Source organism: Bacillus sp. EB01, from assembly GCF_000613125.1.
GTDB lineage: Bacteria > Bacillota > Bacilli > Bacillales > Cytobacillaceae > Bacillus_D.
On record NZ_HG964497.1, the window covers coordinates 2,399,192 to 2,416,143 of the forward strand.

A 16,952-nucleotide genomic window follows, 5' to 3' on the forward strand; every position below is an offset into this window, starting at 1 on the left:
AACATAACGTAATCATCAGGGGGAATACGAAAGCTAAAACCTACATATACGAGTGGGTTATTTTCCAAAAGAGAGGAGAATCGCTTTGAAACTTCGAAATAGGATTGCAGCAATAACGACAAGTATATTGCTTGTGATGTCTTCAACAGCCGCGTTTGCTCAGGAACCAGGTCTTGATAAACTGCCTGACCCGATAGATACTCAGTCATGGGTGAATCCAGAAAATATGACATGGAATGATTATAAACAGGTCCCTGGTATTGATTGGAATAATCCAGATATTAAACCGGAAACAGAACTTAAAGGGGCCTTGATTTTGGTTGACTTTCCGGATCAGGATTTTATTTTGACCAAACCTAAAGGTTCAGAGCTTATCGGTAATCCACAAGTCGATGCCGTTCCTCGTGAAAAACTTGGGGAATGGTGGAAGAATTTCTTGAATGTTCCTAGCAAACTCAACAACTATCAGACAATCGATAACTTTTGGAAAGAGAACTCACAAGGAAAATGGGGCGTGTCTCTCGATTCTTATGGGCCATACCGTTTGGATAAAAATGAATTTCAGTATGGGCTTGAAAATAGTATGAATCCGGGCGCCCGGCCAGGTAATTATCCTAATGGAAACCTTTTTACGGATGGAGTAAATGCGGCAGCAGCTGACATAACTGCATCTGGAAAGGAATACGACTTTGCGTTCATTGTTCATGCCGGCTATGATGAATCAACTGTATGGCAGGAACTCGGCGAAATGATGTTTCTGAATCCAGAATCGGTGCCTGATGAATTTGGTCCGCCGGATTTACCCGGATTTGAAAACATGCCAAACTGGGCAAAAACCCGTTATGTGCCGTGGACTTCCTATTATGCAGCCAAAGCTATTTGGTCTGCCGCTTCTAGTGCAACGATAAATGGTAAAAGGATTCGTGTTTCTATTCAAGGTGAGAGTGATGGCATGGGCACATTCGCTCATGAATTTGGCCATCTCCGCGGTCTTGGCGATAACTACAATAATGCCGCTCTTGACCCTAGAACCTATTCGGGTTATTGGGAAACGATGAGCCGCGGATCCTTCAATGGCCCCGGTGGAACTCACACCCGCTGGATGATTCCATCTACACTTGGTGCTTCTTTATCGGCACCACATATGCTTCGTAATAAGATGAAACAGGGATTTGTATCCGATGATGAAGTCCTGCAGCTAAATCGGGATGAATTAAAAGAATCTGGGCCCGCGTTTGCGGATATTGTCGCGCGACAAGCTCCAATTGGCAGTAAATTCGGCCGAACCGGACTCCACGGCATCAACATCAGCATGGACGATTTAACTCCAACAGATTATCTTGCCGGTGACTGGCGTAACGATATTCTAAATAATAGATTGTACAATAACTACACCCTTGAAGTGGTAGACCGCTTTGGTGCAGATTCGTTTGCATCCGACTCGGGGGTATTGATAGCCAAAACGAAAAATGCCGAGACTGGCCCGAACATTTGGGTTGTTGATTCACATCCCGAGGACATTAATCTGAAGGACTTTACAAGACCTGACGGCACAATAGCTATGGTTGGTAAAGGTGACCCTCGTCAAACTCTTGATGCTTTATTCAAAGCTGGGAATGGGACAAGCTTGGTTTCCGGACAATTCGATGGTTCTATTGATAAGGACACTATTGTCAGTGAGTACATCGATCCATACAATAAGCTCCATTTCTACATTTTAGGTAAACACAAGGACAATGACGGCGTGCTTCGCTATCAGGTTGCCGTCCGTAACACGGAGGGCGCAGGCGGCTATAAACGAGGTGTGAATGTAAGCTCTAGCACTGTACAACCTGCCGTACAAGACAAAGTGGCTGTCTATCATTTTAATGTCACGAATACCGGAGAAGCGAAGGATCTTATTCGTGTCAATGCTTCTGCAGGCGAGGATTGGAAAGTACAACTTGATCACAACGTAGTTGCTGTGGAACCTGGAGCAACCGTCTCTGTACCGGTATTCGTTAAAATTCCGAAGGGCAAAACAGCTCCGGCCACCCTTACCTTTATGGCGACTTCAGAAACAGACTCGAATCAAAGCGCTACGGACACCAATATCATGCCAGGCATTCTTAGCGCATCTGGTCTAATTTCTGTTATTGATAGCTTCGCCAAAGAGGGAGCATTCAAAGCAGGTACAGCGCAAGCATTGAAGGCACATTTGAATTCCGTGGGTCAGTTTGAAAAGAAAAAATCTGCGGATAAGGTTGTCAAACATGTTAATGATTTTAAAGAATTTTTGGATCTTAAAAAGGATGCGAATCAGATCTCGGTGAAAGCGTATGACAGTTTGGAAACATATGCCGATGCAATGATTGAGATTTGGCAATAGGTTAGATTCACTGTTCAGAAAATACCTCCTGTGCCGGGGATGACCTGGTACAGGGGGGAACAAACTCAAAATCTTGTAACTTGTGAAGGCGGGAATCAATAAATATCCCCTATCAAACTTTCTTATTTAGCTGACTATCTGAATGCAAACCATAGTCAGATACATCAGCAGCAATGATTTTGAGAATTTGTAAGAGAAGGAGTGAAAGATAATTGAACAATAAAATCACAGTTTTAGCCATTTTATCATTGTTACTTTTGCTTGGTGCCTGTTCGGCTGTAACATCTGGCGAAGAGAGTGAGATGCTTGTTAAAACGGAATATGGAACTATTTCAAAAGATGATTTATATAAAGAAGTGGTAAGTTCTGAGCGCGGCAAAGAATTGATTCAGAAGTTGGTTTATATGCAAATTTTGAAAGCAAAATATGAGGTTTCTGATAAAGAGGTGAACCAAAGGCTGGAAGAGATAAAGGGGCAAGCAGGTGATAAAGAGGGATTTCAAGTGCTCCTGCAACAACAGGGTTTGGAAAACGAAAAGCAATTAAAGGAACAAATAGAACAATCCCTTTATTTTTTTAAAGCTACAACAGATGGTGTAAAAGTCTCAGATAAACAAATACAAGATTATTATGAACAAAATATAGGCCAATACACTGAGGTCAGAACAAGCCATATACTCGTGGATGAGGAGTCAACTGCTAAAGAGATTGAAAAGGATCTAAAGAAAGGAAATGACTTTGCCGAATTAGCAAAAAAACAATCGACTGATAAAGTGTCCGCAGCAGAAGGCGGAGATTTGGGTTTCCTTTCTGGACTCAACCAGGAATTGGATCCAACATTTCTTGCTTCGGCCTTGAAGTTGAAAGAAGGTGAAGTGAGCGAGCCGGTTAAGACAGTATTTGGTTATCATATCATTAAGGTAACAGATAGAAAGGAAACACCATTGAGCAAGGTGAAAGTTCAAATCAAACAATCGCTTATGAGTAAAGACGCAAAACCGATACAGGAGATATTAAACAAACTAAATAAAGAAATTGAGATAAAAGAAGATGCAATTAAAGATGCATTTAAGGATGTAGAACCGAAGCAGGCGAATTAGCCCCCTCTGGTTAAATGTTCAGCCCTAAAATGGTTAGTGATAACCGTTGACACTTCACACTAATTACATAGTTATCTAGTTTAATAACTTATCCCAATTTATACTAACCAACATTTTGGCAATTGACCCGGTGTGCAATTGTGAAGAATTTGGTAGTACAAAACTCCTTCTATAAAATCAAATCTAAGCTTCGGCATAATAGCCGAGGCTTTTGATTTAAATACAAATAAACATTTATGACCTAGGATGCCTTTGAATTCATGGATATCATCAGGATAACCCACCTTTAATTGCAATACTTTTTATTGGTAATACTATAACTAAGTTAAGTATGTAAAGGAAGGAACAAAGATATGCCTAAAAAAAGCGATAAAAACATGGATTCTCCTGAAAACACTGTTGTTCCATTGCCTGGCAGCAAGCAAAACAACGATGAAGTAGTGGAACTGACCCGGATGCTGGCGGCGGTATTGGAGTATATTTCAGACGATACACTTGAAGTGATTGATATTGAATATCTTTTGGATGAAACGGAGGGTTTGAAAGACTGGTGGGAGCATTATCAAGAAAATAATCGAAAATCCCTTGAGGATGAAATAAGGAACTCTTTAAGTGACCTGTCTTTAGATGATCTCCAAAAAATCCGTGAGCAAATAAAGAAAAACAGTTAATAGGGTAGTGCAGCTGCTAAAAGTAGGTTTAAGCTGAAGTTCCTTTCAACTTATTTCTTTTGAACAGTTTGTTTGGCTGCCTGCTTTACCACGTGATATGCTTTTATAAAAGAACTATGAAGGCAGGTGTTAGTTTGACAAAAGAAATTTTGTTAAATGATAAGTTAATCCATGTGGAGAATTATAAGGAAGAAACAGGGAATGGTTTACATAATATAATTATTGACTTCAAAGTGACCAGTGAGGATTATCATGACATTGCAACACTTTTATATGAAGGGATTTTTGATGTAAAAGTTCCGGAAAGAGGCCTGGCGTTTAGAGGGAAAATTAAAGAATATTCCACTTCGATTACGAATTTGTATGAAAAGGGGAATGTTGGCGACTATCATTTATCCCTTATCGAAGTGAGGATGTAGGAAGGGAGATTTGCTATGAAATTAAGCATATTGGATCAATCGCCAATCTCCTCACAACAAACGCCGCAAGATGCTTTGAATGAATCATTGAAGCTGGCGCAAGCAGGGGAGGAGCTGGGATACACCAGGTATTGGATTGCCGAACACCATGATTTGCCCGGGCTTGCCTGCCCCGCACCAGAAGTGATGATTCCTTACATCGGCGCACAAACGAAAAAGATCCGTCTTGGCTCCGGTGCAATATTGCTGCCGCATTATAAACCGTTTAAAGTTGCAGAACTATACAATATGATGGCTACATTGTTTCCTGGCCGGATAGATATCGGGATTGGACGGGCTCCCGGCGGATCAGCAGAGGCAACCAATGCCTTGTCGGATAATTTCCTGCAGCGAGTCTATAAAATGCCAGAGCTGGTAGCAGAACTTCTCCATTTTCTCGAGAACGATTTTCCTGATAATCATGAGTTTTCCAAGGTATCAGCGGCACCGATTCCGGAAGTACCACCTGTGCCATGGTTGCTTGGAACTGGCAAAAAAAGCGCGCTGATGGCCGCGCATAATGGCTTGCCTTTTGCATTCGGCCAGTTCATGAGCGACATTGAAGGTCCGGCAATCATCCAGGAATATGTTAAGGCTTTTCAACCAAAGAAAATCGGACAAGTTCCAAACTCATTGCTAACCGTCTCCGCCATTTGCGCAGAAACGAATGAAAAGGCGGAAGAGATTGCGTTAAGTTCGCTTATTTGGGGGCTGCAGAAAGCGAAAGGCGAAGGGCGATTTGTCCCCTCGATTGAGGAAGCAAAGCAATACCCGCTTGATGAGAAAGAACGGGCTCATCTGAAGAAAGCAAGAGAAACGATGATAATCGGAAATCCGGGGGAAGCAGCCCGCCAGCTTAAACAATTGCAATCGACCTATAACATTGATGAAATTATGATAGTTAGCATTACACACTCCCCGCAGGACCGGATTAACTCTTATAAATTGATAGCTGAAGAACTTATTTTATGAAAATCCCCTTTGAATACAAAGCCGAAAAGACCGTTCGGATTTGGCTATGAATTTTTCGTATGTAGATGTCCCCATAGAGTATCTTGGGGACATTTTCTGTTTATCTAGTAGAGTGCCAGTTACCAGAAAAAACGGTTTCCTAATGCAGCTCCTGCAAATCCTCCTAGAAAGCCTCCTGCAAATCCACCAACAAAGCCTCCCGGTCTGTTACCAAACCGACCATATCCATAAGGAGAACGACCATACCCTGGGCCAAAGCGCCGGCCATACCGCGGGCCGAAACGTGGTCCATAACCATATCGGTAACCCATATTTCTCAACCTCCTTTATATAGTAGTTACGTCGAGACCACATACCAAAAAATAGTGACCTGCATTCATACTATGAAAGTTTGCCAAGCTATGTACAGGACAAACGTTCATAGCAAGGGAAGTATTTTTTCGATAAGGTAATAAAAAACGTTAGGAGAACCGAATTGAGCGCATAAATTTTAGTTTAATAACGGAATTTTTAAAATATAGTTGAACCGATAAATTTACGAACATTATATTTAGTTGACAATAAAACGTTCGTCTATTAAACTAATAATTGTGTTTTTGACATCTAAAATGAAATGGAAATTAACCTGTTTTGTTACTATACGATTCAAAAGGGGAGCTTACTAAATGGATACAGTTTTCGATTATGAAGATATTCAACTTATTCCGGCAAAGTCTATTGTAAAAAGCCGTTCTGAATGTGATACATCTGTAGAGTTTGGCGGCAGAAGGTTTAGATTGCCTGTCGTTCCGGCAAATATGCAAACCATTATTGATGAGAGCTTGGCAATTAAATTGGCAGAGAACAACTACTTCTATATCATGCATCGTTTTCAGCCTGAGAAGCGAATTGATTTTGTAAAAGATATGAGAGCCCGCGGATTATATGCTTCTATTAGCGTCGGGGTAAAAGAAGAAGAATATCGATTCATTGAGCAATTGGCAGAGGAACAATTAACTCCTGAGTACATTACAATCGATATTGCCCACGGCCATTCCGATTCGGTCGTAAATATGATCAAGCATATCAAAAAGCTTCTTCCTGAAAGCTTCGTGATTGCAGGGAATGTTGGAACTCCTGAAGCAGTCCGCGAACTGGAAAATGCGGGTGCGGATGCGACAAAGGTTGGCATTGGACCAGGTAAAGTCTGCATCACGAAAATTAAAACAGGTTTTGGAACCGGCGGCTGGCAGCTTGCTGCGGTAAGATGGTGCGCCAAAGCGGCGAGCAAACCGATTATTGCTGACGGCGGCATCCGGACAAATGGCGATATTGCAAAATCTGTCCGTTTCGGAGCGTCGATGGTGATGATTGGTTCACTTTTTGCCGGCCATGAAGAATCACCTGGCGAGACAATTGAAGTTCACGGGAAGCTATATAAAGAATATTTTGGTTCTGCTTCCGAATTTCAAAAAGGGGAAAAGAGAAACGTTGAAGGCAAGAAGATGCATGTTGAGTATAGGGGCTCGATCAAGGACACTCTCGTAGAAATGGAGCAGGACCTTCAGTCATCCATTTCGTATGCTGGAGGCAACAAGCTATCCGCGATACGGAACGTCGATTATGCGATTGTTAAGAATTCGATTTTTAATGGTGATAGAATATATTAAGTATTAGGCAAGCAGTGGATGAAACGAATCCACTGCTTTTTTCTTTTATTTATTCCTTCACTTGTTTGCACTGTTCACAATCAATCCTGTAAAGTCCTTGTTTCCATTCCTCCTGAAATGGTTTTAGTGAACTTCTCTAAAAAACCTTTATTTTTAAGAATCCTGGTAGTGAAAATTTTAATAATAGGGAGGACAAAAAAAGTGAAAAGGTTTTCAAACAGGGGGGGATGGGATAAAAGCAATACAGGGGGTGAAAAGATGAAAACTAAGGTACTCTTTCATACCAGAGATAAAGCGAACTCGAATTGGACTAATGCCATGCTTACGTTCTATCAACTGCCTGCAGTAGGGGAGTTTGTTTTTCATGGTTCAGAAACTCACAGAGTTGAGAGTGTAATCCAGATTCCAGAAGAAGAAGAGTCCGAGTATATTGCTGAAGTATTTGCAGTGCGGGTTCCCGATTCAGATGTTTATGAAGAAATGGATTATCAATATCGGGTGAAAAAAGAATAGTGCAATTGTTTAGAGAAGAGTTAGTCTGGCAACGGTTTTTTTTGAAAAAGGACGTTTATAGTACAGTTAATACATCTCTAAACACATCTCTTCTAATCGTTGTTTTTAGTTAAAATATACCTATGAAGTTCTTTACACAATGAAGAGGAGAGGCAAATTAGTCTTTTTGAGGTGTAATCAAACATTTTGCAATTAAACGTAGTCCAAGACGGAATCTGTGTTTTAAATAGTTGGAACGACACATACTATCGTTATGATAAATAAGTATTTGGAGGACAGGTATGGATAGCAAGTCTTGTGATTTCTCTCCTTTAAAGAATCAGTTGAAAAATGGCATTGAAAATTTGATTCATTTACTTCAATCAAATTTAAATATCCTTGATAATGAAAACTATTGTGTTCTTGGCAGTTTGGAGGACGTTAGGGAAAGTCTCATTGCAATTGAATCAAAAGCGGCAACCTTCTATTTAAACTGTTACTTGTCTGATTACACCAGTGTCTATGAGCATTTATCGGATACTGTCCAATACCTGTCACAGCAGAGGCATGGGGCATTAATCGTTGTTGAACGGGAGATGCCTATTGATTCATTGATTCAAAAAGGAATAGATATAGGTGCATTAGTCACCCCAAAATTATTGGAATCGATTTTCTATCCAGGTAACCCATTGCATGACGGAGCAGTTTTGATTAGAGGAGACACGGTTGTATCAGCATCGAATGTATTGCCTTTAACAACTACAAATATAGTAGGAAAAAAACGCGGAACACGTCATCGGGCTGCTTTGGGAATTTCAGAAAAAAGTGATGCCTTAGCACTTGTGGTATCTGAAGAAACAGGGAAAATTTCTTTTGCCTTAAATGGGCAACTATATCCAATTAGTACAACTGTTCCAATCAATTTTGACAATTAAGAATAATAAAAACAAACCCGTGAAAGAGAAGTTAGAATTCATCCCAAGAGAACAATGGTCTAAAACTACCTGTTTTTACTACATATACAAATTAAAAGCTGTCCGGGTAGGACAGCTCTATTCTTTTTCTTCCTTAATAAAATTGTATCCTGATGTAAACCGTTTTTCCGGAAACACTCCAAGTTCCTTTGCGACTTCCTCTCTAATCCGGTTGAACTTTTCATTAACTTTTTCCTCGATCTCGCGGTTCTTGTTTTCTGGCATCTTTGTCACTCCCTGGGGTAGATGTGATTTTCCACTTATAGTTTATACTAGTATCCAGTTTTGATTCCTTTACACCAAACCCTCTATCCGTCAGTAAGGAGCCCCAAGAAGAAAAACCATTTAGTAGAAAACTGGTCAGATTACAAAATAAAAAATTTTCTTGAAAATTCAAGGTTGCACAACAAATAATGAAGAAAGTATTCAAAAAACTTCAAAATAAGTGAATAATTACCCAATCTGTCTTCGTCAAAAAATAAATAAGGGGGGTGCCAAATAAATTGTACCAAAAAAGCCAAAAAATTAATCGGGACTTTGACCTAGAACAGCATCTTAATGAGTTGCTTGATCTTTATGGTCAAAGAATTCAAAGATTAATTTATACCTATGTAAAAGATAAATATATTGCAGAGGATTTAACCCAGGAAGTTTTTATTAAAGTATTTCAAAATCTTCACCTCTTTAGAGAGGAGTCATCTATATATACATGGATTTATCGAATAGCGGTAAATAAATCCAAGGATTATTTAAGAACAGCCTGGGTGCGTAAAACAACCAATTTACTGAAAACAATAGTAAAAGATAATTTCACATCAGCCGAAAATACTTATTTGAAAAAGGTTGAAAATGCTTATTTAATCGATACAATCCTTAAGCTGCAGGTTGAGTATAGGGAAGTTATACTGCTGTATTATATTGAAGAACTTACAATTAATGAAATAAATGAGGTTCTTAATTTAAAAGAGTCAACGATAAGAACAAGGCTTAGAAGGGGCAAAGAAAGGTTGAGAAAATTGATGCAAAGGGAGGAAACATTGTGAAACCCCTGGATATTGACTTAGCGAGGAAGGAATTGAATAGCAGAGTTCCATTCACTCCAAGGCAAAAGGCCAAAATTTTGAATGACCTTAACAGAAACCCAAGAAGAAAAGAGAAAACATTAAAACCGAATTTATCGATCAATTGGTTTACCCATTCAATAGTCGTAATGGCAACGATCCTTTTAGTTGGAATTATTTCTACCTCGTATTTCTTTCAGCAAAAAGAGAGTAATACGGCGGCGCCCAAAAGCAGCGGGTTTGAAGAACAAATCAACAAGAACGGGGATGTTCTTACTAAAAATGATGACCCTGTTACAGAAACACCGGCACCTTCAGAGGGATATACCTATGATATTAATGAATTATTAACAAAAAACCCTTATTACCATAAACTATATCAAACATTGGCTAAGGCAATAAATTCAGAAGAGGGTGCTGGAGTTTATATCTTGTATCTGCACGCTCTTAAGCAAGGAGATATTGGAGAAGTCAAAAAGCATTCATTTGCAACTAGGGAGTCTGAAATTGAAGCTCTGATTGAACATTATAATAAAATCAATTATGAAACCATAACCATTGATAAGACCATTCCTAGCAAGGCAGAGCCGAGTTTTGAAGTTCATTTAACTTATCAACTAAGTAGAAGCAATAATAAAAAGAAGAAAACCATTCATATCCATATGAACGATGGAGTTACCATTAATATTTCTGAACCAGAATTATAACTTTGTTTCAGAATTATACACAGTGTTAAATTAACCTAGAGTATGGATACCAAGATTTTCTTTGTAATATAGGGTCAGAGATAGATAGAAGGAGAAGATAACGCTCAATAGCGGCCAAGGGATATTTTGGAATAAAGTGTAGGACATAATAGTAAAATTAATGCCTATATATCAATAAAAATAGACCATCAAATTAAAATACATTTTGATGGTCTATTCACCTTACAAATTAGTATTTTAACAGTTACAGAACCCGTAACGGAGAAGGGGCACTTTTTTCTCGTGTACGTTATCCGGGGGATTGGTTAGTTCAGGACAGATTTTTTTCCTTGGTAAAATTGTATCTTGATGTAAACCGTTTTTCCGGGATTACTCCAAGCTCCTTTGCAACTTCCTCTCTAATTCGGTTGAACTTTTCATTAACTTTTTCCTCAACTTCGCTGTTCTGTTTGCTCGCACCGTTGTCATTTCCTGTTCTGTTTTTCCGCATCCACTGTATGTTCAGTGTGGAAAAAGAAGAACCAAACTTTTTAATCCGCCTGTAAAGTACCCCAATACAAACAGGAGAGCTTTTCCGATTTTTCCGAAGGTAAAACAACCTATGACCAGTGCTTCTTTTGACCAGGGGATGCAGTCTCATTGAAAATGTATTGTCCCGCTGATAGTATTCTACTATGAAGAACCTATCGGCTTTTTAATGGAATGTGAGGTAAGTATATGAAGGACCAATTAACCGATTTTCAAATTTCAATGAAGAATATTCAATTTTTATCTCCGCGAGTGAATCAAGGATTGCAATTTGTTTTTTGTTTAAGCGGAGAATTAACGATAGAAATCGATAGCCGTTTTTATGTTTTAAAGGAACTGGATTTGCTGCTGATTAATCGGAACCAGCTTTTTCAGGCAAAAGGCAATCAAACAAATCGTGTGTTATCGTTAACGATTTCGGATTCATTTATGGAACAGTATTATTCGGACTATCGAAACAGCAGGTTTGATTGTTTTTCCCAAGAGATCGGGATGGGCAGGGAAGTGATGCTCGATAAGATGAGAAAATTGCTTGTTGAATTAATGATTACATATAGCAGAAAAGATGAGAGCTACCAAATCGAAATGCATAGATCCATATGCGAACTATTGCTAATCTTGGTCCGCCGGTTTAAGCAAAAGGGTACTGTCATTGAAAAAATGGATTCCAATGACATGAGACTCAAAAAAATGATTGAGTATTTGGAAAAGAATTATCATCAAGTTATTACTTTAGAAGATATGGCAAGGAAATCTTACTTATCAACTGGTTATTTATCCAGGTATTTTAAGCAAAAGACAGGAATGGGATTTAGCCGGTTTTTAATGAATATCAGGCTAAGGCACAGTGTGAAGGATTTACTTTATACAAAGGATACGATTTCACAAATTTCAATGAAAAATGGGTTTGCTAACACCAAATCGTTTACGAGTCTATTTAAGGAAATGTACGGAGTTACACCTCGTGTGTACCGTGAAAGTCATTCAAAAGAGCAAAATGATTTAGTCCGAAGCTATCATATTGAGGATACTGAAACATTAATCAATTCCCCTGAAATTATCGCTAAATTAGGAACCGTACTCACGAAACATGATCGATCGTATAGCAACACCGAGTCACAATTTGAGGAACTATCTCTGGATGTTTCTCTTCCAATCAATGCACCACTATCTCACCCTTATCAAGTTTTGATTATTGGAGAACTGAAAGAACTGCTAAAACAAGATGTTCAGTCGCAAATCCTGATGGCAAAAGATGAAATGCGTATTCAGTATATAGGGATCCAGCATTTATTAAGGGGAAATACGATTACAGAAGATGTCGAAACAGATGAAGAGATTGCAACAAGTTCACCTTACTTTAATTCCGATATTGCGATGAATTTTTTGATGAAGAATGGACTTTCTCTTTTTATCAAAATTGACTATCAGGAAATCACCGCAAATGAAGAACATTATTTTCAAAAACTGCATGGTTTTATGAAGCATTGTTTACAAATATACGGGCCGTCGTTTTTAAAGAAATGGCGTTTGCTCTTTCATGAACCATATCCTACCTTATCCGAAGCAAGTGAACTTAAACGAGTGTATTTAAGGCTGCATCATTTGTTAAAAAACCTTCTTCCAGACATTCATGTTGGTGTGTATTTGCCGTTCTCCTTCAGAGAGGAGAAGACCAGTGATTCTCATAATTGGCTTCTAACGGAAAGTAATCATATTGATTTTTTAGGCTATCATTCCAACCAAAATGACATCATTGATTTCAAGGAATTGAGTGATGATCGCTTTTTCATGACCAGAGATTATTTGAAAGAAAAAACAGCGAAAATAAAGGCTTATTTAAAAAAGCATCATATCGATAAACCGCTTCATCTCATCTCCTGGAACACATTATCCGGTAACACACGGTTTACGAATGGAACTTTCTTTCGTGCTGCCTTAGTGCTAAGGGGTGTTTTGGATGTTGTGAATGAAGTGGAATCTATCGGGTTTTGGCTAAACACTGCTTTGCATGAAGGCAAAGGCAAAGTTCAGAGGATTCGAATTGAAGGAATGGAACTTTTTCACTATTTCAGTGGAAAACGTCCGGCCTATTTTGCGATGGTGTTTGCCAATAAACTCAATGGGACAATCATTGCTCAAGGCCCGGATTATTTGATGACCCAAAATGATCGGGGATATCAACTGGTGCTGATGAATTCCAATGCGATAAATCCTTATTTTTCTACTGAGGAAGCATTTCTGCAAAAGCTAAACAAAGAAATCCTTGTGAAAATTAATGGCCTGGAAGCAGGGGATTACCAGATTCGGAAACATATCTTTGATAAGGATCACGGTGCTTTATACACAAAGTGGTGGAATTTAAACAGCAGGTACGGGATGGACGAAGAAATTATCAAATATATCAATCGGTCTAGCCATCCGGATTTAGAGATATTTGATGAGACGATCGCTAGTGAATGGTCTTTTTATTCCTACCTAACCATTAATGCGATTCATTTTTTTGATATTAGAAAGGCAATTAATTGAAAAAAGTCATTGCTGCTTTAAGAGGCTGCAATGGCTTTTTTCCGTTAAAGAAATGATCAAGGTAGGAGAAATAGTAATATACCAGTTTTTTTAAACTGCGCTGAATAGTATGGTTTAATCATACAAAAGACAATATGATTATGTTTTACTAATTACTTAGCATTTTTTCTTTTTCAATAACATCTTTAACTACATCGCTTATGGTTACTTTTTCAAGAACATTCTCCAAAGCCGTTTGAGCACTGAAAAAGAGAGGTTCGATTGAAGTTTGAATATTTCGTCCGACGATACAATCAGGATTTGGATTCTCATGCATGCTAAAAAGTTCATTATCCTTAACAACACTAACTGCTTTATAAACATCCAGCAAGGTAATATCAGATAAATCCTTTGCGAGCTTTGCCCCAGCAATACCAGGTTGTACCTTAATTAATCCAGCTTTCTTAAGCATCCCCATTATTTTTCTAATGACGGCCGGGTTCGTGTTCACACTTCTTGCTAATAATTCTGAGGAACTAACTCCACCTTTATTTATTTCAATCAGAGTTAATATATGAATTCCAACGGAAAATCTGCTGCTGATGGACATCTCCAGTCACCTTCCTTTTTTCGGGAAAATGTAATTCATTTGATTACACGTGTATTATAACGTAAAAAGTCAATCGTATTAAAAGAGTTTTGTTTCGTTGACATATAGCCGTGCTGTAACTACAATGATTACATGTAATTAAAATGATTACAACTTAATTTTGTCTTCTAGGAGGTTCCTTAATGAAAATTGGAATTATTGGTGCAAGCGGGAAAGTAGGCAGTCTTATTTTGAAAGAAGCCGTTAGTAGGGGACATCAAGTTACTGCTATTGTAAGGGATAAGTCAAAACTAAAAGAAAAGAATGTTGGGGTGATTGAAAAGAATATTTTTGACCTTACACAAGATGATGTGAGGCAATTCGAGGTAGTTGTTAATGCATTCGGCGCTCCACTTGGTGAAGAGCAAGCACATGTTGATGCTGGCCATGCTTTAATTGAGGCCTTAAAAGGAACAAATACAAGAGCAATCATTGTCGGGGGTGCTGGGAGCCTTTATGTCGATGAAAATAAAACTGTTCAGCTAATTGATACACCTGAGTTTCCGGATTTCGTTAAACCAACAGCAAAAGGGCAAGGCCGAAATTTACAAGAATTGCAGTCGACAACCGATATCACTTGGACATTTATTAGTCCTTCTGCTGTATTTGATCCAGATGGAAAAAGAACTGGTTCTTATAAGTCGGGAAAAAACCATCTACTCGTAAATTCTAAAGGTGAAAGTTACATTAGCTATTCCGATTACGCAATTGCAGTTTTAGATGAAATTGAAGATCCACAGCACATAAATGAGCGATTTACTGTTGTTGGTGAAGCAGAGTAAGTCGAAAGGGACTTGGCAAAATCCTGGTAAGGAAGTCTGTTCTTAAAAGCGTCAATTCATGATACGTAATAAACATAATTTAATCCGGCCTTCTTCTAAGAGAAGGCCGGGTTCTTCATTTCCTGCCACTATAACTGCCTCACGAAATGCTCCTCAAGTTAAACAAATTTACCCTCTGGCCAACTAAAAAGGACTGAATATCCACCTTAATCATAATCATTTAGCCTACCACAGCTATTGATAAACCTTTTTTAGCAAAGTGGTGAAATATTGACCTGCTTTATTTGATTAAAATTACTTCAGGTAAAATTTATCACTTAATATAACCGGAAGATGAGCAAATAACAACTCACTATATTGAGGTGGAAGTTATAAAATTATAAAGTACACAGACAGTTATACTGTTTATCCAGCTGGAGGCACTCACACATATTCCGCCTTTCGTGGGTAATTGTTTTGTTCATTTTTTATGTTTGTAAATGATTAAACAGGAAGACGGAAATACTATCAAACAATATTGCAAAGGTTTTATTTGACTCATCAGGAGGTTTTTTCGTGGAAACAAGTTATAAAGGCACAGATAAAATGATTACAGGAATTGTGTTTGGGGTTATTACATTCTGGCTGTTTGCACAAGCGATCGTCAATGTGGTTCCGGCAGTACAGTCAGATTTGGGAATTCCACTTGAGACAGTTAACATTGCGATCAGTGTGACGGCATTGTTCTCGGGTATGTTTATTGTTGCCGCTGGTGGGCTTGCTGATAAAATTGGCCGGAAAAAAATAGCCAATATCGGCTTTATTTTTAGTATTATCGGTTCTCTATGCCTAGTGTTTGCCCAGGGTGCGGCATTACTGATTATTGGACGGATCATTCAGGGTCTTTCAGCTGCGTTTATTATGCCTTCTACCATCGCTTTAATGAAAGCGTATTTCGAGGGGAAAGATCGCCAGAGAGCACTAAGTTATTGGTCAATCGGTTCATGGGGCGGCTCTGGTGTTGCTTCTTTTGCCGGAGGTGCTATCGCGACCTATTTGGGCTGGAGATGGATTTTTATTTTTTCCATCGTCTTCGCCATTCTTGGTATGTTCCTGCTAAAAGATACGCCAGAGAGCAAACAGGAATCTGCAGGGAAATTCAGATTTGATTATACTGGTTTAGTTATTTTCATTATTACCATGCTAGCGTTGAATGTATTTATTAACTACGGATCTGATTTGGGTTGGACAAGCCCGCCTACACTCGCACTATTAGCCATCACGATTGTAGGTTTGATTGTATTTATTAAAGTGGAAAAGAGTAAAGATGTCGTATTAATCGACTTTGCTGTGTTTAAAAACATGCCATATACTGGTGCAACGATTTCAAATTTCCTGCTGAATGCGATTGCCGGCACACTGGTGGTAGCCAATACGTATGTTCAAATGGGCCGAGGATTTAATTCATTCCAGTCAGGAATGCTGTCACTTGGTTATTTAGTTGCCGTACTTTCAATGATTCGTGTCGGGGAGAAAATTTTACAAAAAGTTGGCGCCAAATCACCTATGATTTGGGGAACCATCATTACAACAGTCGGTGTGGCGATGATGGGCTTGACGTTCTTGCCTGACCTTCCATATACGATCGTCGTCTTCGTCGGTTTCGCGCTGTTCGGGCTTGGACTTGGCATTTATGCGACTCCGTCAACAGATACATCTGTATCCAACGCACCAGCTGATAAAGTCGGTGAAGCAGCCGGGGTATATAAGATGGCAAGCTCTCTTGGAAGTGCGTTCGGTGTCGCGATTTCCGCGGCTGTATACGCTGCAATTGCGGCGAATGGAAGCCTGGAAACTGCTGCAACAACAGGGATTATCGTAAACGTCTTATTCGGTATACTTTCTCTGATATCAATTATCTTCCTGGTCCCTGCAGATGCAGGTAAAACGTCTGATAATACAAATAAAGCGCAAACCGGAAGAAATCGGAAACCTGTTACCGAATAATAGCTGTTCCAATTAAAAACGTCACATTTTGTGGCGTTTATAAAGAT

General features: G+C 39.0%; 17 protein-coding genes. 13 read left to right on the plus strand and 4 right to left on the minus strand.

Features of this window, described 5'->3' with window-relative positions:
- The first annotated feature begins 85 nt into the window (after window positions 1-85).
- The 5 genes from TY16_RS10885 (at window position 86) to TY16_RS10905 (ending at window position 5,569) form a co-directional block, all read left to right on the plus strand.
- Window positions 86-2,368, plus strand: coding sequence for a M6 family metalloprotease domain-containing protein (locus TY16_RS10885; RefSeq protein ID WP_197028383.1), 2,283 nt, complete (start codon window positions 86-88; stop codon window positions 2,366-2,368).
- 212 nt (window positions 2,369-2,580) lie between these two features.
- Window positions 2,581-3,468 carry a peptidylprolyl isomerase gene (locus TY16_RS10890; RefSeq protein WP_043931942.1) on the plus strand — a complete coding sequence of 296 codons (888 nt, stop codon included), beginning with the start codon at window positions 2,581-2,583 and terminating at the stop codon, window positions 3,466-3,468.
- A gap of 353 nt (window positions 3,469-3,821) precedes the next feature.
- Complete coding sequence (locus TY16_RS10895) at window positions 3,822-4,139, plus strand: hypothetical protein (protein WP_043931943.1); 318 nt, start codon at window positions 3,822-3,824, stop codon at window positions 4,137-4,139.
- A 134-nt stretch (window positions 4,140-4,273) separates the two neighbouring features.
- Window positions 4,274-4,558, plus strand: a complete 285-nt coding sequence (locus TY16_RS10900; protein WP_155922214.1) for a DUF3219 family protein — start codon at window positions 4,274-4,276, stop codon at window positions 4,556-4,558.
- Between the two features lie 15 nt (window positions 4,559-4,573).
- Window positions 4,574-5,569, plus strand: a complete 996-nt coding sequence (locus TY16_RS10905; RefSeq protein ID WP_043931945.1) for an LLM class flavin-dependent oxidoreductase — start codon at window positions 4,574-4,576, stop codon at window positions 5,567-5,569.
- A 163-nt stretch (window positions 5,570-5,732) separates the two neighbouring features.
- Here TY16_RS10905 and TY16_RS27100 read toward each other — a convergent pair whose 3' ends face one another.
- On the minus strand, window positions 5,733-5,867 hold the full coding sequence (locus TY16_RS27100) for a hypothetical protein (RefSeq protein ID WP_269320292.1): 135 nt from the start codon (window positions 5,865-5,867) through the stop codon (window positions 5,733-5,735).
- Window positions 5,868-6,234: 367 nt separating this feature from the next.
- On the opposite strand from TY16_RS27100, the gene guaC reads away from it, so the two are divergent.
- The 3 genes from guaC (at window position 6,235) to cdaS (ending at window position 8,645) form a co-directional block, all read left to right on the plus strand.
- Window positions 6,235-7,218, plus strand: a complete 984-nt coding sequence (gene guaC, locus TY16_RS10915; RefSeq protein WP_043931948.1) for a GMP reductase — start codon at window positions 6,235-6,237, stop codon at window positions 7,216-7,218.
- A gap of 258 nt (window positions 7,219-7,476) precedes the next feature.
- Window positions 7,477-7,731: a hypothetical protein gene (locus tag TY16_RS10920; protein ID WP_155922215.1), complete on the plus strand. Its 255-nt coding sequence runs from the start codon at window positions 7,477-7,479 to the stop codon at window positions 7,729-7,731.
- Window positions 7,732-8,012: 281 nt separating this feature from the next.
- Window positions 8,013-8,645, plus strand: coding sequence for a sporulation-specific diadenylate cyclase CdaS (gene cdaS, locus TY16_RS10925; protein ID WP_043931950.1), 633 nt, complete (start codon window positions 8,013-8,015; stop codon window positions 8,643-8,645).
- A gap of 117 nt (window positions 8,646-8,762) precedes the next feature.
- Here cdaS and TY16_RS26175 read toward each other — a convergent pair whose 3' ends face one another.
- Window positions 8,763-8,909, minus strand: a complete 147-nt coding sequence (locus tag TY16_RS26175) for a hypothetical protein (protein WP_155922216.1) — start codon at window positions 8,907-8,909, stop codon at window positions 8,763-8,765.
- A gap of 266 nt (window positions 8,910-9,175) precedes the next feature.
- On the opposite strand from TY16_RS26175, the gene TY16_RS10930 reads away from it, so the two are divergent.
- Both TY16_RS10930 and TY16_RS10935 read left to right on the plus strand, forming a co-directional pair.
- On the plus strand, window positions 9,176-9,727 hold the full coding sequence (locus tag TY16_RS10930; RefSeq protein WP_197028384.1) for a sigma-70 family RNA polymerase sigma factor: 552 nt from the start codon (window positions 9,176-9,178) through the stop codon (window positions 9,725-9,727).
- Window positions 9,724-10,452, plus strand: a complete 729-nt coding sequence (locus tag TY16_RS10935) for a hypothetical protein (protein ID WP_043931952.1) — start codon at window positions 9,724-9,726, stop codon at window positions 10,450-10,452. Before TY16_RS10930 ends, TY16_RS10935 begins: the two co-directional genes overlap by 4 nt.
- Before the next feature lie 310 nt (window positions 10,453-10,762).
- On the opposite strand, the gene TY16_RS26180 is transcribed toward TY16_RS10935, so the two are convergent.
- The gene (locus TY16_RS26180) at window positions 10,763-10,942 is read right to left on the minus strand and encodes a hypothetical protein (protein ID WP_155922217.1); all 180 of its coding nucleotides are present in this window, start codon (window positions 10,940-10,942) and stop codon (window positions 10,763-10,765) included.
- 227 nt (window positions 10,943-11,169) lie between these two features.
- Between TY16_RS26180 and TY16_RS10945 the strand changes: the two genes are divergently transcribed.
- A complete protein-coding gene (locus TY16_RS10945) occupies window positions 11,170-13,509 on the plus strand; it encodes a helix-turn-helix domain-containing protein (protein ID WP_043931955.1) in 2,340 nt (779 codons plus the stop codon).
- 148 nt (window positions 13,510-13,657) lie between these two features.
- Here the strand turns inward: TY16_RS10945 and TY16_RS10950 are convergent, their stop codons facing one another.
- Window positions 13,658-14,098: an Rrf2 family transcriptional regulator gene (locus TY16_RS10950; protein WP_043931957.1), complete on the minus strand. Its 441-nt coding sequence runs from the start codon at window positions 14,096-14,098 to the stop codon at window positions 13,658-13,660.
- 182 nt (window positions 14,099-14,280) lie between these two features.
- On the opposite strand from TY16_RS10950, the gene TY16_RS10955 reads away from it, so the two are divergent.
- A complete protein-coding gene (locus TY16_RS10955) occupies window positions 14,281-14,919 on the plus strand; it encodes an NAD(P)-dependent oxidoreductase (RefSeq protein ID WP_043931958.1) in 639 nt (212 codons plus the stop codon).
- A 585-nt stretch (window positions 14,920-15,504) separates the two neighbouring features.
- The gene (locus TY16_RS10960; RefSeq protein ID WP_043934657.1) at window positions 15,505-16,905 is read left to right on the plus strand and encodes an MFS transporter; all 1,401 of its coding nucleotides are present in this window, start codon (window positions 15,505-15,507) and stop codon (window positions 16,903-16,905) included.
- The last annotated feature ends 47 nt before the right edge of the window (window positions 16,906-16,952 follow it).